The sequence below is a fragment of the Paenibacillus marchantiae genome (assembly GCF_028771845.1).
In the GTDB taxonomy this organism is placed as follows: Bacteria; Bacillota; Bacilli; order Paenibacillales; family Paenibacillaceae; genus Paenibacillus; species Paenibacillus marchantiae.
Genome location: NZ_CP118270.1, coordinates 6,271,409 through 6,291,616, shown reverse-complemented (window position 1 = coordinate 6,291,616; position 20,208 = coordinate 6,271,409). Strand labels below are relative to the sequence as shown.

The window sequence follows — 20,208 nt, the reverse complement described above, 5'->3', positions numbered from 1 at the left end:
CATTGACCTATTGTTAATCAGGTTAAGATGGTTGATTCCTGTCGCCCTTTGAGCTCTTCATAACGGGCAACGGCATGCTGATGAACGGGATGTTCGTCGGGAATTCCCATGCGCTCACGAATGAAGGCAGAGACGCCATCTTCGCGAATCAGGTGTTGGAGCTTTATGGCTTCCTCGTCATGTTCATGATTGAACAGCATCGCGGCTGCCATAGCGGAAGTTAAATGAGGAATTTCAATTCCGAATTCGCTGGCCTGCATCGCTGGGCGAACAAGCCGGTCGTAAGGCGATAACTTGCGAAGGGGCGAACGTCCGACCCGTGTTACCTGATCCGTCAGGTTCGGATTGGCAAAACGTTCGAGAATCGTATCGATATATTTGCTGTGTTTCTGTGGATTAAAACCGTGCTTGGCGATGAGCATGGCTCCGGTTTCTTCCATCACTTTGCGTACCTTGGCACGAAGAGGTGCATGACTCATAGCTTGCCGGATCGTCTTAAATCCTTCAAGATATCCGAAGTATGCGGCAACGCAGTGACCGGTATTTACCGTAAACATTTTGCGCTCAATATAAGGTTCAAGAGAGTCCACGTAGTGCACACCTTCAATTTCCTTAAATCCTTCCAGCAGTGCAGGGCGATGAACCACCCATTCATAGAAAGGCTCAACGGTAACTTGCAGCGGGTCTTTATGATCCTGAGCGGGGACGATGCGGTCAACCGCTGCATTGGGGAATGAGACATAACGTTCTGCTTTTTCACGGGTTTCTACATCCAGAAACGGATATACCCGTTTTTTCAGCCGAGTGCTGCCTCCGATGGCATTTTCGCAAGCGATAATGTGAAGTGGTGCAGAATTATTATTTTTCATACGCAGATAGATGCCTTTGGCGATCGGTTCAGCGATATCTTCCAGCGCCGATACACCGACGGCTGTTGTGATCAGATCTGCTGAAGCAATCACTTCAGCAACGCGATCCTGTTCGCCGACACTAATGGCGGTTACGTTATTCACAATCGTTGTATCCTGATCCGCATTTGCGAGGGTAATGGGATATTCCTGCCTCTTTTGAAGCATGGCGATTTTCTTCGGGTTACGTGCGACAAAGCAGACTTCATAATCGGAAGCGGACAACATATGACCGATAAATCCGCGGCCAATATTGCCCGCACCAAAATGTACAGCTTTCATGTGTGAACTCCCCCTTTAAAGTTTGAAATGCGAAATTCGTTCAGTCTTTAGACCGTAGTGACGAGTGGTTTCGAAATCAAATCGTTAAATTCGAGGTCGGTCAGGCATGACAGCCGTTGGTGAGGCATATCGAAATCAAGTGTCCCGGTAATGGTATTCGAGATGACAACGCAGTGAATACCAGCCGCAGCAGCTGCACGCGCGCCGTTAGGTGAATCCTCAATCGCTACGGCTTCGTCTGCAGTTACTCCAAGGGCTTCAAGTGCTTGATTGTACAATGCAGGATCAGGCTTCACATGGGCAACATCATCTGCGGTGCGAATGACTTCAAAGTAATCCTTCAGCTTGAGCTGCTCCAGATGCTGTTCAACCCACTCTCGTTTGGAGCTTGAAGCGACAGCAAGTTTCAATCCAGCTTTGCGTGCAGCATCAAGGTAGTTCTGGATACCGGGTCTTACCTGTTCTTTGTTCATTAATGCTGCATGATGCAGCTGAACAGATTCCCTGAACGCTTCCCGATCGATCGGAAGATTCAAATCTGTGATGAGGTACTCATAAGGATTAAATGTTTTCAGACTGGTACCGATGCATTGCGAGTACATCTCCAGGGTTAAGTTTACGCCGTGTTCCTTGTAGGCATCACGAAAAGCAACATACCATGCTGTCTCCGTATCAATAATCGTTCCATCGAAATCAAAAATCAGTGCCTTAATCATAAATTTGTTCCTCCTGTTTCAGAATTAGTTTTGGGATAAAGCTAAATGAATTTCTCTGCAAATACACACCGTAATCTTTTAACTTGCGGTACATTAGTTGACGTGAAAGCAAAGTTATAAATATTAATTTGGGAAAAAAAGGTGTATAAGCTAATAAAACCGTAACATAGGACAAACGGAAGGGTCAAGCGCGTTATGATTGTTTACATGGAAAATTTGCACATGGATGAGATGTTTTCAGAAAATGATAAAAGTGGAAAAGCGTTATACCCTTTGCGTGTAAGCGGTGTACTGAAAAACCTGTATTTTCAGTGTGAACCTATTAAAATTCTTTACGCCATATCAAGCCATGTGGGAGAATGGAAGAAGTTATTTGAGAGTTAAATCGCGGAGGAGGGATCAACGATGCTGCATAAGGATCGTTTCCAAGGTTGTTTCATTGGGCTTGCCGCGGGAGATGCACTGGGAACCACAGTGGAATTCAGCAGTCCCGGCACATTTGAGCCTGTTACCGATATTGTGGGCGGCGGGGTATTCGATCTGGCGCCTGGACAGTGGACGGATGATACGTCGATGGCCCTGTGTCTGGCAGAAAGCTTGGTGAGAAAAGAGAACTTTGATCCCGGGGACCAGATGCGCAGATATACGAATTGGTATCAGGTGGGTTATATGAGCAGTACGGGAACCTGCTTTGATATTGGCGGGGCTACTCGGGGTGCCCTTGAACGGTTTGCAGCAACCGGTGAAGCGTATAGTGGTTCAACCAACCCGATGACTGCGGGGAATGGTTCAATCATGCGGCTCGCACCTGTAGCCATGGCATATGCCAACCAGCCGGATCAAGCAGTGAGGTATGCTGGGTTGAGTTCCAGAACGACACATGCCGCCCTTGAAAGTGTGGAAGCATGTGAAGTACTGGCGGCAATATTGGTTGCAGGACTGCGCGGAGCGGACAAGGATGTCATGTTACGGCCTGATACCTGCCGTCAGTGGAGGGAAGAGAAATCTTTTTCACCAGCGATTGAAGAAATTGTCCAAGGATCATACCGGGATAAAGCACCGCCTGATATTCAGGGAAGCGGCTATGTTGTTCGTTCACTTGAAGCAGCGTTATGGGCATTCCATCGATCATCGACCTTCGAAGAGGGTGCGCTGCTCGCAGTGAATCTGGGTGATGATGCGGACACCACGGGAGCGGTATATGGGCAAATCGCCGGAGCGTATTATGGATTAAGCGGCATTCCGGCACACTGGCGAGAGAAGCTGGCCATGCAGGATACGCTGGGCGAATTGTCAGAGGCATTGTGGTCAAAGGCGGAAGCTAGATAGAAGAGACAGGAGAAGAGAACATCATATGCGTAAGACAGATTCATCTCAAACGGAATCGCAAGTTACGAAATCTGCTAAACGAGGGGCGTTTCCTTTATCCCTTTTATGTCTGACGGTAGGGGCTTTTGCCATTGGCATGACAGAGTTTATTATTATGGGCCTTCTGCCCAATGTAGCGACGGATTTGAATGTGAGTATCCCCCAAGCAGGGCAGTTAATTACGGGCTACGCGCTTGGTGTGGCGGTGGGTGCGCCTATACTAACCGTGTTCACGCACAAGATTCCCCAGAAAAAACTGCTCGTACTGCTGATGTGTATTTTTATCATCGGTAATGCATTGTCTGTTATTGCACCAACTTACGTGTTGCTCATCTCGGCACGTATTCTAACGGCATTTGCCCACGGTACGTTTCTGGGTGTAGGCTCGCTGATGGCAACACGATTGGTTGCACCGGAGAGAAGGGCAGGGGCAGTATCCGTAGTCCTGGCTGGATTAACGATTGCCAACATTATCGGTGTGCCGTTTGGTACCTTCATTGGGCAGCAGCTAGGATGGCGGTCATCGTTTGGAGCTATTACCATTCTGGGCATCATCTCATTGATTGGTATCATTCGTTTCATTCCGGTGATTCAGCAGGGACCGCCAGCAAACCTTGGCCAGCAATTCCGGAATCTGGTTCGCCCCCAAGTGTTATTAATATTGCTGATTGGTGCGCTGGGCTGTGGAAGTCTGTTCGCTGTGTTCACCTATATAACACCAATGCTTGTCGATATTAGTGGTTTTGCTGAGCAGAGCGTGACCTGGATTCTGGTACTGTTCGGTGTCGGCGTTACTTTGGGTAATATACTTGGTGGTCGTCTGGCAGACTGGAAGCTGATGCCTTCCTTGATGGTTAACTTCGGTATATTGGCAGTTCTGTTGGCGGCCTTAACGTTGACGCTGGATAATCCGTATCTCGCGGTAATCACCATCTTCTGCTGGGGCGTTGCGGCTTTTGGTATTATGCCAGGGTTGCAAATTCGAATTATGAATATGACTCGCGAAGCACCGCTGCTGGCGACAACGTCGAGTCACTCAGCCTTTAATCTGGGCAACGCAGGTGGTGCCTATTTGGGCGGGTTTGCAATTACGCATACGGGGCTCATCTCGGTACCGTTATATGCAGCAGTTATTGCAGCACTTGGACTTGTGGGATTATTCGTTAGCGTGACAATGGAACGCAAAACGAGGGTACCGGAAATCGCCGATGCCGTAGAGCCGGCACCAGTGAATTAAATATAGACAGGTAGATGCAGCCTTCACTCCGCATTAACGTGTGGGATGGAGGCTGTTCTATGGAAGGATTACAGTTTCAACTAGAAAAAGACAAACCAGCCAAGTTACAGTATTATTGGTATATCATAATAATTAGAAGGAAGGATTTCAATTTGAACAAAACATTTGCTATGTTAATAAGCTTCTTATTGGTGTTTCTATTTATAATCCCAATAAGTGATGCGAATGCAGCCGGGTCGAGCACAGTAACGACAAAAATTTACTCGTATAAAGGGCAAAAGTATGTTCAAATTATTGGCGGCGAACAAAAGGTAATTGATAAAATAAATAAAACACTCAAAATCCATGCCGTAAATGCCGCTATACAGAATACATATCTAAAAAAACAGCAAGATTACTTTTACTGGAATACCACTGCACAGACTAAATACAATCAAAACAACCTACTATCTATTGTATATACAGATTATAATTTCAGAGGCGGCGCGCACGGGTATGAAGAAGTAACGACTTATAATTATGATCTAACAACAGGAAAACGCCTCTACTTGAACCAGGTGGTTCAAACCAATAAACAAGCTGTTAATCTAGCTGAGGGTATTGAATCAGACCTAAAGAGTAATGAGAATGTTTTCCCGGAAAGTTTTTATAACTTTCCCTTGTCGAATACATCTAGCTTTTACTACCAAAACACAGGAATTGTCTTGGTATTTAATCCATACGAAGTTGGGCCTTATGCGGCCGGATTTATAGAGGTAAAAGTTCCTTTCTCCAAAATTCAGTCTGAACTGAGCAGACCATTTTTTGATTTAAATAAAAACTCCATTCAAGAGTTGAAGAGTGGGAGAATACCGGGGTTTGAAAATATAAGTTTTGGACAAACGAAAGCAGAAGTATCAAAAGCGCTGAAAAGTTCAGATCGTGAACCCTATTATGAACCGGAAATGGGAGGGCTTTTCTGGATATTTGAAGGGATAGAGTATGCTTCCTTTAATTTTGGGGAGGGAGACACAGACCGTCTTGACCATATTTATATGAGTTGGAAAACTCTCCCTATGAAAACCTTCAGTGACATTGAGAAGATATTGGGAAAAGGTCAAAAGGGTGTGAACCCTGATATTCAAGAAGAATATTTACTCTCCTATCGTCTTGGGGATACCCGGGTCCATTTCGCCTCCAATTCAACCGAGGGAATCATTCATGGCATAACCATCTCACATTACTAGAAAAAGATGCTGATTTTGTACTCTCCAAGTGTCGGGGCGGAAACATTGTACCATAGAAAGTCGCTAATCTAGCGGCTTTTTTACTTTCGTTGTAAGAGCTGCTATTTATTATTTCCAGTTTCCACTCGAACCTGAAAGGATCGTTACTGTGAGAAAAATAATTAATTATATTCTGATCTTGCTGATCATTTGGGTAGCGCTATTGTATCCTATTCGTTCTGCATGGTTTGAAGGTGTAAATCAGATTCCTGAAGATCTTCATGGTATTTATTTACTTTTCTTGTTCTTTGGATATCTTATTTTTTCATCTGGTATGGGGCTTATGCTTTACAAGATGTGTTTTAAACGAAAAGAATAGTAGTTACAGTAGGTGAGATCATTCATTTTTCCAAGGAGAAGGTGACAACTTGTACTACTACAAAGGTGCGTTCAGAGAAACGGACAATTTTATTTATTTCAAAAGCGATGTTCAATTAGCCGAGAATGATGTCGTGATATTTGGTGAGAAGAAGTATTTTATCGATAGTGTCGAGAAAGAATTCCTCATCCTTCAAAAGGTGGGCTCCATCGTTTCAGTGAGTGTATGAAATCTTCGCGGAAACATTTCCTTTTTCAAGTGTACGTGCACTTCTGGGCACACGCCTACATACAATAAATCGACCCTGTTCCCACATGTGCTCAGGCCAGATCGTTGTAAAACTGCAGGAGGTGTCATCTGTGCCCGGATTGTTTACCGCAATTGCCCTGTTCATCAAAGAGTTAACGTTGCTCGTCTCGTATGTCAAAAATAATGCATTTCCCCAGCCACTGGCTGAGGATGATGAAGCCAAACATTTACGCCTTATGGCTGAAGGCAACGCACATTCACGTAATTTGCTTATCGAACACAATCTGCGCCTCGTCGCGCATATCGTCAAGAAATTTGACAATACTGGCGAAGACCAGGAAGACCTGATTTCAATTGGAACGATTGGTTTGATTAAGGCGATCGAAAGTTTTCAACAAGGCAAAGGGACCAAACTCGCTACGTTTGCTGCCCGTTGTATCGAAAACGAAATACTTATGCATCTTCGCTCTCTGAAGAAAACACGCAAAGACGTATCTCTACATGATCCAATCGGAACGGACAAAGAGGGCAATGAGATCACCCTTATAGATATCCTCGGAACAGAAGCCGACGACGTTGTAGATAAGGTGCAACTCAAGATTGAAAAAAGCAAGATTTATCGCAATCTCGACATCTTGGATGATCGGGAGAAGGAAGTTGTTATTGGCCGATTCGGCCTGGAGGCAGGCGGGGAAGAACGCACCCAACGCGAGATTGCCAAGGAACTTGGCATCTCACGTTCCTATGTATCACGGATTGAGAAGAGGGCGCTGATGAAGCTGTATCATGAGTTTTATAAACACAAATAATCGTTGACCAGATCAGAGGGCGCCTTTTACAAAAGGTGGCCTCTTTACTGCGCGAAAAATATCTAAAAGAAGGATATTTTAAAAAGTCTCTCTATGGGGTGTTTTTGTTGTATACCAAGAAAAAGAGAATGGAACTGAGATATTTCAATGACTAAAAATTCAGATCGAGAAGTGAGACAAACTTACCGCCAACCCATATGTGAACTCCGTATCTACGAAAGGAATCACATATAAAGACGAGTTCAAACAACTCTTTATTGCATCGAATCAGCAAGGAAAGTTACCCAGAGATATTTTTGAGACTTGTGGATTCGACTTTTAGATTATAGGGAATGACTTGCATCAAAGCAGCTAAAACACAGTGGAGAGCCAGTTACAGAGAACAATGCGCACAGTACACATTGCAAGAGGCAAGCCGGCCCATAGTACAAGCCAATGATGAAGAAGACCCACGAACATCGGACCCTGCCTAACTTTTACAACGTCACTTCAAACAGGGCGTGCCCCAGCAAAGTGCTGCTAAGCACTATTACCTACTTACTCTCTGGCAAAGGGAATCGAGCTATTCTGTCTACGATCAAGGAAGCTCCATTAATGAATTTCTGGCTTAAACATGTGTCGGAACGAATCACCATGGATCTCGTGAAAAATACCTTGCTTCACTTACAGAAGAATCGAGGATTGAAGAAGACTAAGAATGTCTTCATTCTGATCAAGGTTCCGGCTACAATAATCCGCATTTTAATAATAAAGTTAAATTTATGTTATTGATTTAATGAATTACAAATAAAGAGTGGTTTATGGGATTATTCTCCTCAGGAATCGTTCTTTGGTCATTTCAAGAATGAATCTTCACTAAAGAACTACACGACATTAATTGAGGTGAAACGAGGAATCAAAGTATATACAACTATAACCACTACAGATACCAATGGAACTTCCCCTGTAAAGTACAGAGATGACCTTCTTCAAGCTAGGTAGGTCTTTTTTTAGAAATGTCTTTTACATAGGGAACAACTTATGAATAAGACAGTCGATCTACACCTTAAAAAGGGTTGGAATATAATTTTGTAGAAAAACGAGGCAAAATTTATGGATCAGGAAAGGACAGAGCTCGAACGTCCCGAAGATCCAGAAGTGAAGCTCAAATGCCTTGAAGCGGAAAATGAAATGCTAAAAAAGCTCTTACAGATGTAAAGGAAAGAATCTACGCTGTATCTAGTAGCCATCATAATCAGCATTGAAGCCTAAGATAATCGTATGAATGCTAACATTATCATATGGATCTCATATAACTCAGGTGTTAGAATATGGAATATATTGATTATTATTATTATGAAATGTGAATCTTAATCAAATAAATGGAAATACCCATAAAAGGAGTGATATTTGTGAATAAGAAAGTGCTTCCTATACAATATCCAATTGTTTCGAATTACCCGCAACATGCCTATTACTTTTCAATCATATCAGCTAATGAGAATTGCCTTCCATGGATTTATAGCAATTATTTAAATATGTGTTTAATGCAATCTGGGAAAGATTGCTTTTTAGATTATTATGCACAATCCCCTGAACATCATTTTCATCCGTGTTTTACAGATACTCAAAGAATATTGAGGTCAACAATATTGAAATTTATTCCAGATATAGTTGAGTTCTTAAAAGAACAAGTTCAACAAGATAATTACATATGGCTTCATGTAAATGAATATTACATTCCAGGCTCGCCAGCTTATCAAAGGTTCACATTTCCACATGCAATATTTATATATGGATTTGATGATAACGAGAGACGTTTTAATATTTCTGGTTTTTTAGAAAATAGAAAATATAAATCTACCTATGTTTCATATTCAGATATAGAGAAGTCATTTTATGATTTTGGGAAAACTCATATAGATAGTGACGTTACTCAACATGTTAACTATATGCACTTGCTGAAATTACATCCAAAACATCATCAAGGATTATCATATCAATTTGATATGAAATTTGTTGCGGAACAAATCAAAGAATATTATGAATCAAAAAATCTATCCTTAAATTATCAATCCTTTTATAGTCATAAATCATATTCAGAGTGGACTTACGGAATAGACATTTTACCAAAATTAATAGAATATTATTCTTTACATTTGGAGGACAGTACTCAATTAGATGTTAGACCACTTTATACGCTTTACGATTATAAAAAACTCATGGTATCAAGAATAAAATATATAGAGGAAAACAAACTTTATGATCTTAACCCTGTGTTCTCAGAAGGTTTTAAGAATATTGAGAATAAAAGTCAAAATATACTTAATTTATATATGAAATATGCATTAACGCAAGATAAGAAATGTTCTCAAAAATTGATGATTCTCTTTAATGAATTGTATCTTAATGAGCAAGTACTTCTAGAACAATTGCTTAACGATTTCTCTAAGAACTCTCTATTGTAAAAATATTTCACCTTAATCAAGTTAATAAAATTATCAAAAGCGTCTTTTTATAAATGGCGGATTGACAAACCGTGGGGCAGTTCCTCTGTAAATGATTCGTATGATATCCTCATAGCAGTCATGTATATGTTCAAAAAGAAAAATATGTAGGAAGGAAAACTCTATCAGCTTTGCTTTGAAACATGAGGGGATTTGTCGGTGAATGTTGTTCTATCTTCAGGAAGATACACGGATTTGAAGACTGTGGCTGATCGAATTGTTAAATATTAATTTTATCATCAAGCATACATTGCCCAGGTGGATATGTTTACAGCGTACGGATGTTTTTATAACACATGCGGAATGAACAATACTAGTAAGGCACTTTATTACTTTTCCGTTGGTGATGATTCCATTAACGTTGGATCATCCTCTTGTAGCCAATCGGGTACAGTAGTTGGGAGCGGGTTATCACTTTAAATAAGTATAGCCTCGATGCAGCTGATTGGAGGAGGCATTAGGAGAAGTATTAAGCAATCCCAGCTTTATAAAAAACAACAGGCTTGCCTCATCGGTGAATCTTTATGGCAGGCTGGTAGTTATAGGCGGGCCGCCGAAATGATAATGAATCAGTTTGCCAAGGTTTAATCTCCATATTCCATCATTTGAATACACCTCTTCTGGACTCCAGTGGTGCCACTCGGTCATAAGTGACTCATCGTAGGCACAGCGTAAAAGCAAATGAGCAGTGAGAATGTCTTCTCCTACTCATTTGCTTTTATTTCATTACATTACAATATCACAAGCCAAAGCCCTGCAATTACTTAATCGGATTTGCTTTCATTTCCTGTTCCATCTTCTCAATGCCGTCCAGAATTTGATATCCATAACCCCAGAACTGACTGAAATCTGTTACGTAAATTTGTTTGTTTTTGATGGCATTCATGCTTTGCAGTGCAGGGTTGGCATACAGATTTTGAATCAGCTTGTCGATATCCGGGGAACCGGCATAGGCAGATAAGAGCAAGTAGTCCGGGTTTGCCGTGATTAGCTGTTCCACACTGACTTCGCCTTGCACGCCATCAAATGTATTTTTCAGTTTCAACAGGCTCAGTGCATCCAACTGATACGTATCATTATGCATACTGCTCACAGTAATCGTGTCTTCCGTAGCAGGGACGATGCAGGCAAAACGATGCTCAGATTGATCCGCCACACTTGACTTGATGGCTTCAACACGAGCTTTCAGACTTTCTGTGAATTTTGCGGCGTTGTCCTGTACATCGAAGATTTGACCCAACTGTGCAATATCATTATAGAGGCTGTCCAATGTCCCTTGATGATTCGTGGTTTGCAGGAAGGTCCGGATGTTCATGTCGTTCAAGCCATCCACGGTACTACACCCCAGTCTGCGTCTGCAAAGAGGTCCCCACGTCCCAGCACCAGATCCGGACTTGCGCCTACAACGAGCTCTTTACCCACATAATCTTTGGACAAGACAGGAATTTTCGCAAAATCATCTGCGACATCAGGAGTAACCGTGCCATACAATGCGGCGACTCCAACCATTTTATCGGTCAGTCCAAGCTTGATCAGCATCTCTGCAGCAGATTGGGTATTGGCCACGACATGCTCGGGAGCTTTCTCGAATGTTTGTGATTTCGGTTTCCACTCGCCACCTTCACCTGATATGGTAAAGTTCTCAATCGTGAGCGGATAGGATGTTTTGCTTGTATTTTCTACTTGTGTTGCCGTTTCGGATGAATTGCTTCCCTCCACAGCGGGGGTGGCAGTGGTGGAAGAGGATGCATTGGAACATACTGCAAGCAAGAGCAACAGGAGACTTAAAGAAGCGAACCAAATGGTTCTGAATTTGAATTTCATCTAGCGACGAGCCCCTTTTCTTTATGTTTTTAAATTGACAAAGATAATCATTCTCAATTATAATCCGAGAAAATGCTTTGTAAACAGCTAAATTTTTATTATTCAAATTCAAGTGGAATTGATGGGGGAAGAGATGGCACAGACGGCTCAAATTCAGAAGCAGCGTATGGGAAAAAGGGAGTCCCTGATTTACAGCAAATCCGGTTTTGCAGTATTGATTGCCGCTTTAATCATCGTAATGGTTATTTCGGTTGGAATTGCAGTATCCATTGGACAGGTGAGCATTCCACTCGCTGAGTCTTATCGCATTCTGTTGTACAAATTAACCGGATTTCAATTCGGCTCTACGCCGATTGAGGCGGGGTCTTTTACGGATATTATCTGGCAGATTCGCTTTCCGCGTGTACTGATGGCCATGTTTATCGGTGCCGGGCTAGCTTTATGTGGTGCAGTTATGCAGGCTGCCGTGCAGAATCCACTTGCAGACCCGTATATACTGGGGATCTCCTCAGGAGCTTCACTCGGGGCCACGTTTGCCATTCTGATTGGATTCGGCGCAATTGGTTGGCTTGGTCAGACCGGGGTGGCTTTCTGGGCATTTGCCGGTGCCATGGGGGCGTCCTTGCTGGTCCTGGCTCTGGCAGGTATTCGGGGGAAAATGACATCGGTCAAGCTGGTGCTTGCCGGAATGGTCATTAATGCGCTGTGCAGTGCCTTTTCGAACTTTATCATTTATTTTGCTAACAATGCCGAAGGCATCAAGACCGTAACATTCTGGACCATGGGCAGTCTTGCCTCATCCGGATGGAACAAGCTTCCGCTGATTAGCATCGTTGTGCTCGTAGCCATTCTGTTCTTCCTATTGCAATCTCGGGTCCTTAATACGATGCTGCTGGGTGACGAAGCCGCGGTTACGCTAGGGATTAATCTCAGTGTATATCGCAGGTTGTATATGCTGTTAACGGCTCTCGTCACCGGCGTAATGGTGGCAAGCTGCGGCATGATCGGTTTTGTTGGATTGATTATTCCGCATATTGTGAGAGGGCTGGTTGGATCGGACCATCGTAAAGTCATGCCTGCATCCGTACTATTCGGTGCCATCTTCCTGATCTGGACGGATGTTATTGCACGATCACTGATTTCCAGCGTTGAATTGCCGATCGGGATCATTACAGCGATGATTGGTGCGCCGATGTTTATGTATATGTTAGTCAAAAAAGGCTACGGTTTTGGAGGAAAATAAACATGAAACTGAATGTAGAAAATGTATCCATATCGGTGCTGAACACGGATATTATCCGGGACATTTCTTTACAGGTAAAAGGCAAGCAATTCGTCGGACTGATTGGCCCGAATGGTTGTGGCAAATCAACGCTGCTCAAGAGCATCTATAAAGTGATCAAACCACAGCAAGGCAAAGTATTTCTCGATGATACGGACATTTTGAAATCCAGTCCCAAGGTTGTGTCCAGGCATATGGGCGTTGTGGGTCAGTTTAACGAATTGAGCTTTGATTTTACTGTCCGTGAAATGGTCATGATGGGTCGCACCCCTCACAAGAAGTTGCTGGAGACGGATAATGAACGGGATTATGAAATCGTGGAACAGGCGTTGGAAAAGGTACATCTAACCGGACATGCGGACCGCAATTACGTGTCCCTGTCCGGCGGGGAGAAGCAACGTGTGGTCCTCGCACGAGTGCTGGCGCAGCAGCCCGAATTTCTGATATTGGACGAGCCTACCAATCATCTGGATATCAAATATCAGCTTCAGATCCTCAACATTGTGCGGAGTCTGGATATCGGCATATTGGCTGCCCTTCATGATCTCGAACTCGCCGCAGAGTATTGCGATTACCTCTATGTTGTGAAGCAGGGACAGATTGTGGTTCATGGCAAACCCGCCGATATCTTGACCCGTGAAATGATTGGTGAAGTATTCGACGTGGAATGTGAAATCTATGAAAATCCGGTTACCGGTGGCTTGGGTATTGCCTATTTGAGTACACGGTGAGACAAGGACTGTCTTAGCTGAAACTCACACATGTTCTCTCATTATCTCTTCCACTATAACTCCGGTTGCACAGGCAATTATGGAATAAGTAGTAAAAGAAGAACTGTCTTTAAGCGGAATATATGCTTAAATGACAGTTCTTTTTGTTCTAGCCTCAAGTATCAAATGTCACGTTTATTCAGATGCCATGTATCACTTTTTTTTGGAGAGGATGGGCCACTCACTCTAAACCGATGCTCCCATCGCTTTATATGTTCCTAACAGGGCAATGCGGGTTAATTGAAGAGCCATATAATGAGGTGAGTATACCTTACTGTCAGCAAGCCATTTGTGAATAATTCCAATGGTGGAGAAGCTGATATAATCCAGCAAAATATCCAGAGGCACTTCTTTTTGTTCCATACCTAATTGGGATATCCGATCCAAAAACATCTCTCTAATCACTTCATTCAACCGACTGTTGAAATTCCCTGCAGGATTGATTAGTACCATCACCCGATAGAATTCATCATGCTCCAATATATGCTCGAACAATACTGCAAAAATGGGATCTGGCTCATTAAATGAAGGTAGATTCTCAAGGTGAGCATTCCGTTCCGCCAGTAACTGCTCAAGCAGTTGAAATTTCGCATTCACCATGCTATCCAATAAATCATCCTTGTCTAGAAAGTGGGCGTAAAAGGTAGAGCGATTGATATTCGCTTGTTCGACGATGTCCACGACACTAATTTCGGTAAAGCATTTCTGTGGCAGAATTTTCAGGAAAGCTTCGGAAATCATCACACGGGTCCGTAAAATTCTTCGATCCACTCATCGGGATTCATTCACTTCTCATCACCTCGAAAACAACGGATTGATCAACTTTGTTGAGCCTTCAAATGGTTTGGGAATGTAGATTAATAAGACATTTCGCAACATATCGGTCAAATGCGTTGCTTAACCGTCAGATTCTGCCTAATTGATCGTTGATATCCAACGGATAATAGCTATCATAATAAATAAAACATACCAAATCAATCGGAAAAATAAAATATAAAGATAGAAATGAGGACATACCTATGGAACTGTTTTGGTTTATTCCCACTCACGGGGATGGCAGGTATCTTGGAACAAAAGAAGGAGCCCGGGCGGTCAGTTATCACTACTGCAAGCAGGTGGCACAAGCCGCGGATGAACTTGGATATGCCGGTGTTTTGTTACCTACTGGAAAGTCGTGTGAAGATGCGTGGATTGTGGCTTCATCGCTGATTTCTTCCACGGAAAGGCTTAAGTTTCTTGTCGCTGCGCGTCCAGGTCTGATGATGCCAACCACAGCTGCACGCATGGCCGCAACCCTGGATCGTTTCTCCAAAGGAAGGCTGCTGATCAATGTGGTGGCTGGTGGAGATCCAATTGAGCTTGAAGGAGAAGGGCTGTTCCTGGACCACGATGAGCGCTATGCGTTAGCCGATGAATTTCTGACCATTTGGCGCAAGGAATTGGAGGGAGAGGCGGTTGACTATGAAGGCAAATATCTGAAGGTTAAGGGTGGCTCCGTCCTGTATCCGACCATCCAAAAGCCACATCCCCCACTCTATTTTGGAGGTTCCTCGGATGCCGCAATGGAAGTGGCAGCGGACCATGTCGATGTGTATTTAACGTGGGGTGAGCCTCCGGGTCAGGTACAAGCCAAAATTCATCAAATGCGGGAGCTGGCTGCGAAAAAAGGAAGAAGCATTCGTTTTGGCATACGCATGCATGTTATTGTGCGTCCGACCGCAGATGAAGCATGGAAGGCCGCAAATGAACTGATCTCCCACCTGGATGAGGAGACGATAGCCGCTGCCCAGAAGATCTATGCTCGCATGGATTCCGTAGGACAGCAGAGAATGGCCAAGCTGCATAATGGTGATCGTTCCAACCTAGAGATTAGCCCCAATCTGTGGGCGGGCATCGGCTTGGTTAGAGGTGGTGCCGGAACCGCACTTGTCGGTGATCCCGATCAGGTCGCAGCCAGAATCAGAGAGTATGAAGAACTGGGGATCGAGACCTTCATTTTATCCGGTTATCCGCATCTGGAAGAATGTTATCGTACCGCGGAGCTGTTATTTCCAAAGCTTCAGTACTCGCAACATGGAGAAAGTGGCGATCATTCCTTTATTGGACCATTTGGAGAAATCATTGCCAATAACAACATTCCGGACCACATGGTCAAAACGGAAGTTACCTCCAAATCCTAATTTCATAACGGATTGCAGATTAAGGCAAAAAAAGACACCTGAAGGCATTCGGGTGTCTTTTTTACATGCTGTAGAAAGGGGCCACCTGCGGCCAGCCATCTCTATATCTGTTCAACTATTTCATTTACTGTATCTTGGAGTCAATTGGACGCGAGTGTCCATCCTGGATGACCTCTTGGAAAAGTTCTTTGGATTCCGTGGGCCACGTACCTTGCTTCAGGAGTGCTTCCAAATCGCCTATGGTTACTGGGCGTGCGTGCCGTTTGAGCACGTAACCGAGTTGCCCGTTTGGTTCCATCGTAGCCGTTTCCAGATCGGCAATGCTTGTAATCCCTTTTTCCCGCAACTGCATCTCCAATTGATCCACGGAGAAGCGCATGCGTTTCAAATTCGGCAGATTCAACTTCCCATCTTCCACAACAACCTTCGATTTTCCGCTCATCAGTTTTTCAAACCAATTATACTTCAATTGTAATTGTTCAACGATCAGAAGCATTAGGATAAATACCGTCGCTGACCCGATCGCTTTGCCTAACTCATGGTTCGCAATGGGCTGCACGATCGTTGTACCAATCGAGATAATAATGACCGTTGTGGCTACACTCATCTGCGAGATGGATTTACGTCCAGCAATCCGCAGCAGAATCATGCCAATCAGTACAAGCAAGATGGATTTCCATATCCAGTCCATTGGTTGTATTCCTTTCTGTAGCAAATCATGTGTCTATTTCTTAGCCTGTTCCTGATCTGGTTGAAATATACAATTGCTTAGGACAAGAGATGTGGATAAGGAAAATAGTCCCGGCATGATAAGGACCATTATACTACATCCTAAAATAAGGAAATGACCGATATTATTATGGAGAGCTTTCTTCTAACTAAATGAGGAGTGATACAACGTACAATGTATACAAACATGATACAAAAGCATCTTTCCCAAGGAGATATGGAAGGCGTTGTTAAACAAATATCATATATTGGTGAAAAAAAGGATATAACTCAATTCGCTTTCTTGATTGAACTCCTGAAATCTACGGACAACGCCATACTACGCAACACAATTGCTATCGCTTTATCTGACATTGGAGATGATCGAGCAGTCGAACCGTTAATTGAAGTCATCACAGACTCCAAGACATCAGGAAGCAGAGGCACATTGCTATACGCTCTTGAAAACCTGAATTACATAGTACATATTGAGAACATTATTCCATTTATCGGTGATTCCAGTCTGGAAGTGAGCGCGCAGTCATTCATGTTGCTGGAGCAAATGATGGATAAGTTATCGGATTTACAAAACCTTAGGTGTCAAACAATTATTGAAATGCAAATCTCACATAACCAAAGCAAGCTCCTGGAAGTAGCATTAGACATGTTGAAGAAATGGAGGTATCAAGTGCAGGAATAAGATAAACACGCTTCTTTCAATCTCACCTCCCTATCGTTTACAATAAGGAATTGAATGCAGCAAACGAAGGAGCGGGTCATATTGGCAAAGCAGAAATACTATGTCGTCTGGGCAGGAAAGCAGCCTGGCGTATATAGCACATGGTCGGAATGCAAAGCACAAACGGATCATTTTACCGGAGCAAAATATAAATCGTATGAATCGAAAGCTGCCGCCGAAGAGGCATATCGTGCAGGATGGAAAGGAAACTGGGGTACGGGTGCCAGTGGTTCAGGCGCTTCTTCGAAGACGAAGTCTGGCAGTAGCGGAAGAAGTGCGGGCATGGAGACCTCCGCAGAAATTGACTATGACAGCATCTCGGTTGATGTTGGTACGCGTGGGAATCCAGGGCCGGTGGAATATAAAGGCGTAGATACCCGCACGGGTGAGATTATTTTCTCCGTTGGGCCAATTTCCAAAGGTACAAACAACCTTGGGGAATTTCTGGCCATCGTACATGCCTTGGCGTATCTCAAAAAAGAGGGCAGTAGTAAGACGGTATATACGGACTCCGTCAATGCGATGAAATGGTTGAAGCAAAAAGCGGTGTCCACCACGCTCGCAAGGGATGCTTCCACCGAAGAGATCTGGCTGATGATTGACCGTGCTGAGCAGTGGCTCCGAACGAATACGTATAGCAATAAAGTGCTAAAATGGCAGACCAAGCAGTGGGGCGAAATCAAGGCAGATTACGGCCGAAAATAGCCCTAATTCTCTACAATTTCTGTATTATTAATTTTCTATGAGAAACGATGTTTACAATTTCCAGTTTCCATTCTATAATCAGTTCATTATGATAAGTTACACATATGAAGGAGCCTGTCATCAGCGGGCTCTTTTATATTTATGGACCTTATATTTATGGACCTTAAAATCCATAAAATCTTGAAAGAGTATACTTTGCAGGAGGCAGACATGAGTTCCATTTATAGAAGTGAAGAAGGCAAGAGCAGCATACTTGAGGAATACGAAGCGTATGTTGAGCAATTGGGCGAAGGTTTTACACGAGAGTACGTCGAGACACGTTTTGGACAAACGCATGTTTTATTAACAGGTCCAGAAGACGGTAAGCCGCTATTTATTCTCCAGGGCGGAAATTGTGTGAATCCGATGACGTTGTCATGGTTCTCTTCTCTTTTCAAAGATTACCGGATTATCGCGCCGGATACGATCGGTCATCCAGGCTACAGTGAAGAAACACGAATTTCGGCAAGGTTTGATAGTTTGGCTTTGTGGATTTCTGATTTGCTGGATCACTACAAAATCGAAAAAAGTGCGTTTATCGGTCCTTCCTTTGGAGGCGGAATTATCCTAAGACTGGCAACTTACATTCCGGACCGAATTGCATGTTCTGTTCTGGTAGCACCCGCTGGACTGGCCGTAGGATCCAAAATTAAAATGGCTCAGGATATCGTGTTGCCACTCGTAACGTACAAAATGACTTCTTCTCCAACTTCTTTGCAAAAGATCGCGGATATCATGTCATGCAGTTGTATGAAAGAAATAGATAAAAATATAATCGGGAAAATCTTCAAATACGTCAGTCTGGAGCAGGATATGCCCAAGCTTACGGAGCAGGACGAATTGGTGAATTATACATCGCCAACACTGCTGCTGGTGGGAGAAAAGGATGTCTTTTTCCCGGCAGATAAGGTCATTGAAAGAGCTCAGAAGATTATTCCGAATGTCAAAGCAATCAAATACGACACAGGTCATTTTCCATCTCAAGACGTGTTGATGCAGATGAACCAAGAAATTCAGCAATTTTTACAGAAGAATTATTAAATTTAGAATTTTTTTTAATATTTCCGCATGGTTGTGATTCAAATTGCATCATTTGGTTTATATACATGGTTGGCGATGAAACGCCTGTCTGGTTGGACCAAATGATGCAACATGCGGCAAGTCTTCCGATCGACAAGGTTGAAAAGAGGGTCTGTTATGAAAAAGGACAATTGCAAAATGGCATTGCAGCGCAATGTAATTTTAAACGATACATATCAGGTAAGACATCTCATGGCTAGCAGTGAGCTGGCTATTGTATATGCAGGAAGAGATCGGAATACAGGTGCAAAGGTAGCGATCAAGGAGTTTTTCCCCCAGAGGCTTGCAGCACGTCAGGCTGACAAACGGGGAGTGTTCTGTTCTTCACGAGGTTTCAGTGGTCAGTATCAGGAACTTCTTGCTGTATTTTTGGTAGAAGGAGAGCTGTTATCGACATTGAATCATCCTCATATTGTGTCGTATGTGGATCATTTCGAAGAAAATGACACAGGGTATCTTGTTATGGAATATTGTACAGGGGTAACCTTAACCGAATATCTGATTGAGCGAAATCATGCGCTGGACGCGGCATTTATCACGGAGACATTGCTCCCGCTGGTAGATACACTGGACTACATTCATAAGCAGGGAATTCTTCATCGCGATGTGAAGCCATCCAATATTATGGTGATGGAAGACGGTACGCCCAAACTGCTGGACTTCGGTTCAGCAGCTCGTTGGCCTGTACAATCCGGGGAAAAACAGGCGATCTTTACATCGGCCGGGTATTCCCCGCTGGAGTTCTACTCGGAGAAATCCAGTCAGGGACCGATGTCAGACATATATAGCCTGGCAGCGTTGCTTCATTATTGGACATGCGGGCAGCCTCCTATGGATGTAAAACAGCGACTGTTCCGCGATGAATTGCCATCTGTACGTTCTCATAATGAGTATGTGAACCGATGGCTCGCACGCGTTATTCACTGGGGATTATCAGTTCGTTCCGAGCAACGTTGTGCGTCCCTCGCATGGGTTAAGAGATCACTTCAAGTACAGGCCTGGATGTGGAAAATACGCAAACCTGGCACGGTAGAATGGGCTTTAGCTGAAAATGAACATACCCAAGTCTATGAAGCAGAGCCGAAGAAACAGCATGAGACGGCTTAATTGCAGCCTTGTCTTATACATATAGTTGTAACAAATAAGCCAGTTTGGTCCTTTCACGGATCGAACTGGCTTGTTTTTTGTGTTTTTGTAGCCTAAAAGAAAAATTATTTCTTTTTTTTTATTAATTTCTGGAAG

22 protein-coding genes are annotated in these 20,208 nt (G+C 43.5%); 16 read left to right on the top strand and 6 right to left on the bottom strand.

Annotated elements, in window-relative coordinates:
• Nucleotides 1–17: 17 nt before the first annotated feature.
• A complete protein-coding gene (locus tag PTQ21_RS28380) occupies nucleotides 18–1,190 on the bottom strand; it encodes a mannitol-1-phosphate 5-dehydrogenase (RefSeq protein ID WP_072734569.1) in 1,173 nt (390 codons plus the stop codon).
• A 47-nt stretch (nucleotides 1,191–1,237) separates the two neighbouring features.
• Nucleotides 1,238–1,906, bottom strand: a complete 669-nt coding sequence (locus PTQ21_RS28375; protein ID WP_072734568.1) for an HAD family hydrolase — start codon at nucleotides 1,904–1,906, stop codon at nucleotides 1,238–1,240.
• A gap of 207 nt (nucleotides 1,907–2,113) precedes the next feature.
• On the opposite strand from PTQ21_RS28375, the gene PTQ21_RS28370 reads away from it, so the two are divergent.
• From PTQ21_RS28370 to PTQ21_RS28335, 9 genes are all read left to right on the top strand, one after another.
• Nucleotides 2,114–2,290 carry a hypothetical protein gene (locus tag PTQ21_RS28370; RefSeq protein ID WP_274567953.1) on the top strand — a complete coding sequence of 59 codons (177 nt, stop codon included), beginning with the start codon at nucleotides 2,114–2,116 and terminating at the stop codon, nucleotides 2,288–2,290.
• 21 nt (nucleotides 2,291–2,311) lie between these two features.
• A complete protein-coding gene (locus tag PTQ21_RS28365; RefSeq protein ID WP_072734566.1) occupies nucleotides 2,312–3,235 on the top strand; it encodes an ADP-ribosylglycohydrolase family protein in 924 nt (307 codons plus the stop codon).
• A 25-nt stretch (nucleotides 3,236–3,260) separates the two neighbouring features.
• Nucleotides 3,261–4,511 carry an MFS transporter gene (locus tag PTQ21_RS28360; protein WP_274567952.1) on the top strand — a complete coding sequence of 417 codons (1,251 nt, stop codon included), beginning with the start codon at nucleotides 3,261–3,263 and terminating at the stop codon, nucleotides 4,509–4,511.
• A gap of 59 nt (nucleotides 4,512–4,570) precedes the next feature.
• Entirely contained in the window at nucleotides 4,571–5,737 is a 1,167-nt protein-coding gene (locus PTQ21_RS28355) for a DUF3298 and DUF4163 domain-containing protein (RefSeq protein ID WP_274567951.1), read from the top strand.
• Between the two features lie 148 nt (nucleotides 5,738–5,885).
• Nucleotides 5,886–6,095, top strand: a complete 210-nt coding sequence (locus PTQ21_RS28350) for a hypothetical protein (RefSeq protein WP_063565446.1) — start codon at nucleotides 5,886–5,888, stop codon at nucleotides 6,093–6,095.
• A gap of 49 nt (nucleotides 6,096–6,144) precedes the next feature.
• Complete coding sequence (locus PTQ21_RS28345) at nucleotides 6,145–6,324, top strand: hypothetical protein (protein WP_063565447.1); 180 nt, start codon at nucleotides 6,145–6,147, stop codon at nucleotides 6,322–6,324.
• Between the two features lie 130 nt (nucleotides 6,325–6,454).
• Complete coding sequence (gene sigK, locus PTQ21_RS28340) at nucleotides 6,455–7,153, top strand: RNA polymerase sporulation sigma factor SigK (protein WP_076288009.1); 699 nt, start codon at nucleotides 6,455–6,457, stop codon at nucleotides 7,151–7,153.
• A 199-nt stretch (nucleotides 7,154–7,352) separates the two neighbouring features.
• Nucleotides 7,353–7,475, top strand: a complete 123-nt coding sequence (locus tag PTQ21_RS31535) for a hypothetical protein (protein WP_420800347.1) — start codon at nucleotides 7,353–7,355, stop codon at nucleotides 7,473–7,475.
• 1,069 nt (nucleotides 7,476–8,544) lie between these two features.
• Nucleotides 8,545–9,600, top strand: coding sequence for a cysteine peptidase family C39 domain-containing protein (locus PTQ21_RS28335; protein ID WP_274567947.1), 1,056 nt, complete (start codon nucleotides 8,545–8,547; stop codon nucleotides 9,598–9,600).
• A gap of 799 nt (nucleotides 9,601–10,399) precedes the next feature.
• Here the strand turns inward: PTQ21_RS28335 and PTQ21_RS28330 are convergent.
• Both PTQ21_RS28330 and PTQ21_RS28325 read right to left on the bottom strand, forming a co-directional pair.
• Nucleotides 10,400–10,954, bottom strand: coding sequence for an ABC transporter substrate-binding protein (locus PTQ21_RS28330; RefSeq protein ID WP_274567946.1), 555 nt, complete (start codon nucleotides 10,952–10,954; stop codon nucleotides 10,400–10,402).
• Between the two features lie 5 nt (nucleotides 10,955–10,959).
• On the bottom strand, nucleotides 10,960–11,463 hold the full coding sequence (locus PTQ21_RS28325) for a TroA family protein (RefSeq protein ID WP_274567944.1): 504 nt from the start codon (nucleotides 11,461–11,463) through the stop codon (nucleotides 10,960–10,962).
• A gap of 166 nt (nucleotides 11,464–11,629) precedes the next feature.
• Here PTQ21_RS28325 and PTQ21_RS28320 point away from each other — a divergent pair, with 166 nt between their 5' ends.
• Entirely contained in the window at nucleotides 11,630–12,706 is a 1,077-nt protein-coding gene (locus tag PTQ21_RS28320; RefSeq protein ID WP_274570581.1) for a FecCD family ABC transporter permease, read from the top strand.
• Nucleotides 12,707–12,708: 2 nt separating this feature from the next.
• Nucleotides 12,709–13,476: an ABC transporter ATP-binding protein gene (locus PTQ21_RS28315; RefSeq protein ID WP_063568424.1), complete on the top strand. Its 768-nt coding sequence runs from the start codon at nucleotides 12,709–12,711 to the stop codon at nucleotides 13,474–13,476.
• Between the two features lie 225 nt (nucleotides 13,477–13,701).
• Here the strand turns inward: PTQ21_RS28315 and PTQ21_RS28310 are convergent, their stop codons facing one another.
• A complete protein-coding gene (locus tag PTQ21_RS28310) occupies nucleotides 13,702–14,256 on the bottom strand; it encodes a TetR/AcrR family transcriptional regulator (protein ID WP_274570580.1) in 555 nt (184 codons plus the stop codon).
• A gap of 278 nt (nucleotides 14,257–14,534) precedes the next feature.
• Between PTQ21_RS28310 and ssuD the strand changes: the two genes are divergently transcribed.
• Nucleotides 14,535–15,695: an FMNH2-dependent alkanesulfonate monooxygenase gene (gene ssuD, locus PTQ21_RS28305; RefSeq protein ID WP_072734559.1), complete on the top strand. Its 1,161-nt coding sequence runs from the start codon at nucleotides 14,535–14,537 to the stop codon at nucleotides 15,693–15,695.
• A gap of 124 nt (nucleotides 15,696–15,819) precedes the next feature.
• Here the strand turns inward: ssuD and PTQ21_RS28300 are convergent, their stop codons facing one another.
• Nucleotides 15,820–16,386, bottom strand: coding sequence for a DUF421 domain-containing protein (locus tag PTQ21_RS28300; RefSeq protein WP_072734558.1), 567 nt, complete (start codon nucleotides 16,384–16,386; stop codon nucleotides 15,820–15,822).
• Nucleotides 16,387–16,611: 225 nt separating this feature from the next.
• On the opposite strand from PTQ21_RS28300, the gene PTQ21_RS28295 reads away from it, so the two are divergent.
• The 4 genes from PTQ21_RS28295 (at nucleotide 16,612) to PTQ21_RS28280 (ending at nucleotide 20,073) form a co-directional block, all read left to right on the top strand.
• Entirely contained in the window at nucleotides 16,612–17,103 is a 492-nt protein-coding gene (locus PTQ21_RS28295) for a HEAT repeat domain-containing protein (RefSeq protein ID WP_161490660.1), read from the top strand.
• A gap of 81 nt (nucleotides 17,104–17,184) precedes the next feature.
• Nucleotides 17,185–17,847, top strand: a complete 663-nt coding sequence (gene rnhA, locus PTQ21_RS28290) for a ribonuclease H (RefSeq protein ID WP_274567941.1) — start codon at nucleotides 17,185–17,187, stop codon at nucleotides 17,845–17,847.
• 210 nt (nucleotides 17,848–18,057) lie between these two features.
• On the top strand, nucleotides 18,058–18,927 hold the full coding sequence (locus tag PTQ21_RS28285; protein WP_274567940.1) for an alpha/beta fold hydrolase: 870 nt from the start codon (nucleotides 18,058–18,060) through the stop codon (nucleotides 18,925–18,927).
• Nucleotides 18,928–19,083: 156 nt separating this feature from the next.
• Nucleotides 19,084–20,073: a serine/threonine protein kinase gene (locus PTQ21_RS28280; RefSeq protein WP_274567939.1), complete on the top strand. Its 990-nt coding sequence runs from the start codon at nucleotides 19,084–19,086 to the stop codon at nucleotides 20,071–20,073.
• Nucleotides 20,074–20,208: the final 135 nt, after the last annotated feature.

Excerpts from the sequence above, each read along its gene's own strand:
- PTQ21_RS28380 (WP_072734569.1), bottom strand. The coding sequence starts at position 1,190 with ATGAAAGCTGTACATTTTGGTGCGGGCAATATTGGCCGCGGATTTATC.
- PTQ21_RS28375 (WP_072734568.1), bottom strand. The coding sequence starts at position 1,906 with ATGATTAAGGCACTGATTTTTGATTTCGATGGAACGATTATTGATACG.
- PTQ21_RS28370 (WP_274567953.1), top strand. The coding sequence starts at position 2,114 with ATGGAAAATTTGCACATGGATGAGATGTTTTCAGAAAATGATAAAAGT.
- PTQ21_RS28365 (WP_072734566.1), top strand. The coding sequence starts at position 2,312 with ATGCTGCATAAGGATCGTTTCCAAGGTTGTTTCATTGGGCTTGCCGCG.
- PTQ21_RS28360 (WP_274567952.1), top strand. The coding sequence starts at position 3,261 with ATGCGTAAGACAGATTCATCTCAAACGGAATCGCAAGTTACGAAATCT.
- PTQ21_RS28355 (WP_274567951.1), top strand. The coding sequence starts at position 4,571 with ATGGAAGGATTACAGTTTCAACTAGAAAAAGACAAACCAGCCAAGTTA.
- PTQ21_RS28330 (WP_274567946.1), bottom strand. The coding sequence starts at position 10,954 with ATGAACATCCGGACCTTCCTGCAAACCACGAATCATCAAGGGACATTG.
- PTQ21_RS28325 (WP_274567944.1), bottom strand. The coding sequence starts at position 11,463 with ATGAAATTCAAATTCAGAACCATTTGGTTCGCTTCTTTAAGTCTCCTG.
- PTQ21_RS28320 (WP_274570581.1), top strand. The coding sequence starts at position 11,630 with ATGGGAAAAAGGGAGTCCCTGATTTACAGCAAATCCGGTTTTGCAGTA.
- PTQ21_RS28315 (WP_063568424.1), top strand. The coding sequence starts at position 12,709 with ATGAAACTGAATGTAGAAAATGTATCCATATCGGTGCTGAACACGGAT.
- PTQ21_RS28310 (WP_274570580.1), bottom strand. The coding sequence starts at position 14,256 with ATGATTTCCGAAGCTTTCCTGAAAATTCTGCCACAGAAATGCTTTACC.
- ssuD (WP_072734559.1), top strand. The coding sequence starts at position 14,535 with ATGGAACTGTTTTGGTTTATTCCCACTCACGGGGATGGCAGGTATCTT.
- PTQ21_RS28300 (WP_072734558.1), bottom strand. The coding sequence starts at position 16,386 with ATGGACTGGATATGGAAATCCATCTTGCTTGTACTGATTGGCATGATT.
- PTQ21_RS28295 (WP_161490660.1), top strand. The coding sequence starts at position 16,612 with ATGATACAAAAGCATCTTTCCCAAGGAGATATGGAAGGCGTTGTTAAA.
- PTQ21_RS28285 (WP_274567940.1), top strand. The coding sequence starts at position 18,058 with ATGAGTTCCATTTATAGAAGTGAAGAAGGCAAGAGCAGCATACTTGAG.
- PTQ21_RS28280 (WP_274567939.1), top strand. The coding sequence starts at position 19,084 with ATGAAAAAGGACAATTGCAAAATGGCATTGCAGCGCAATGTAATTTTA.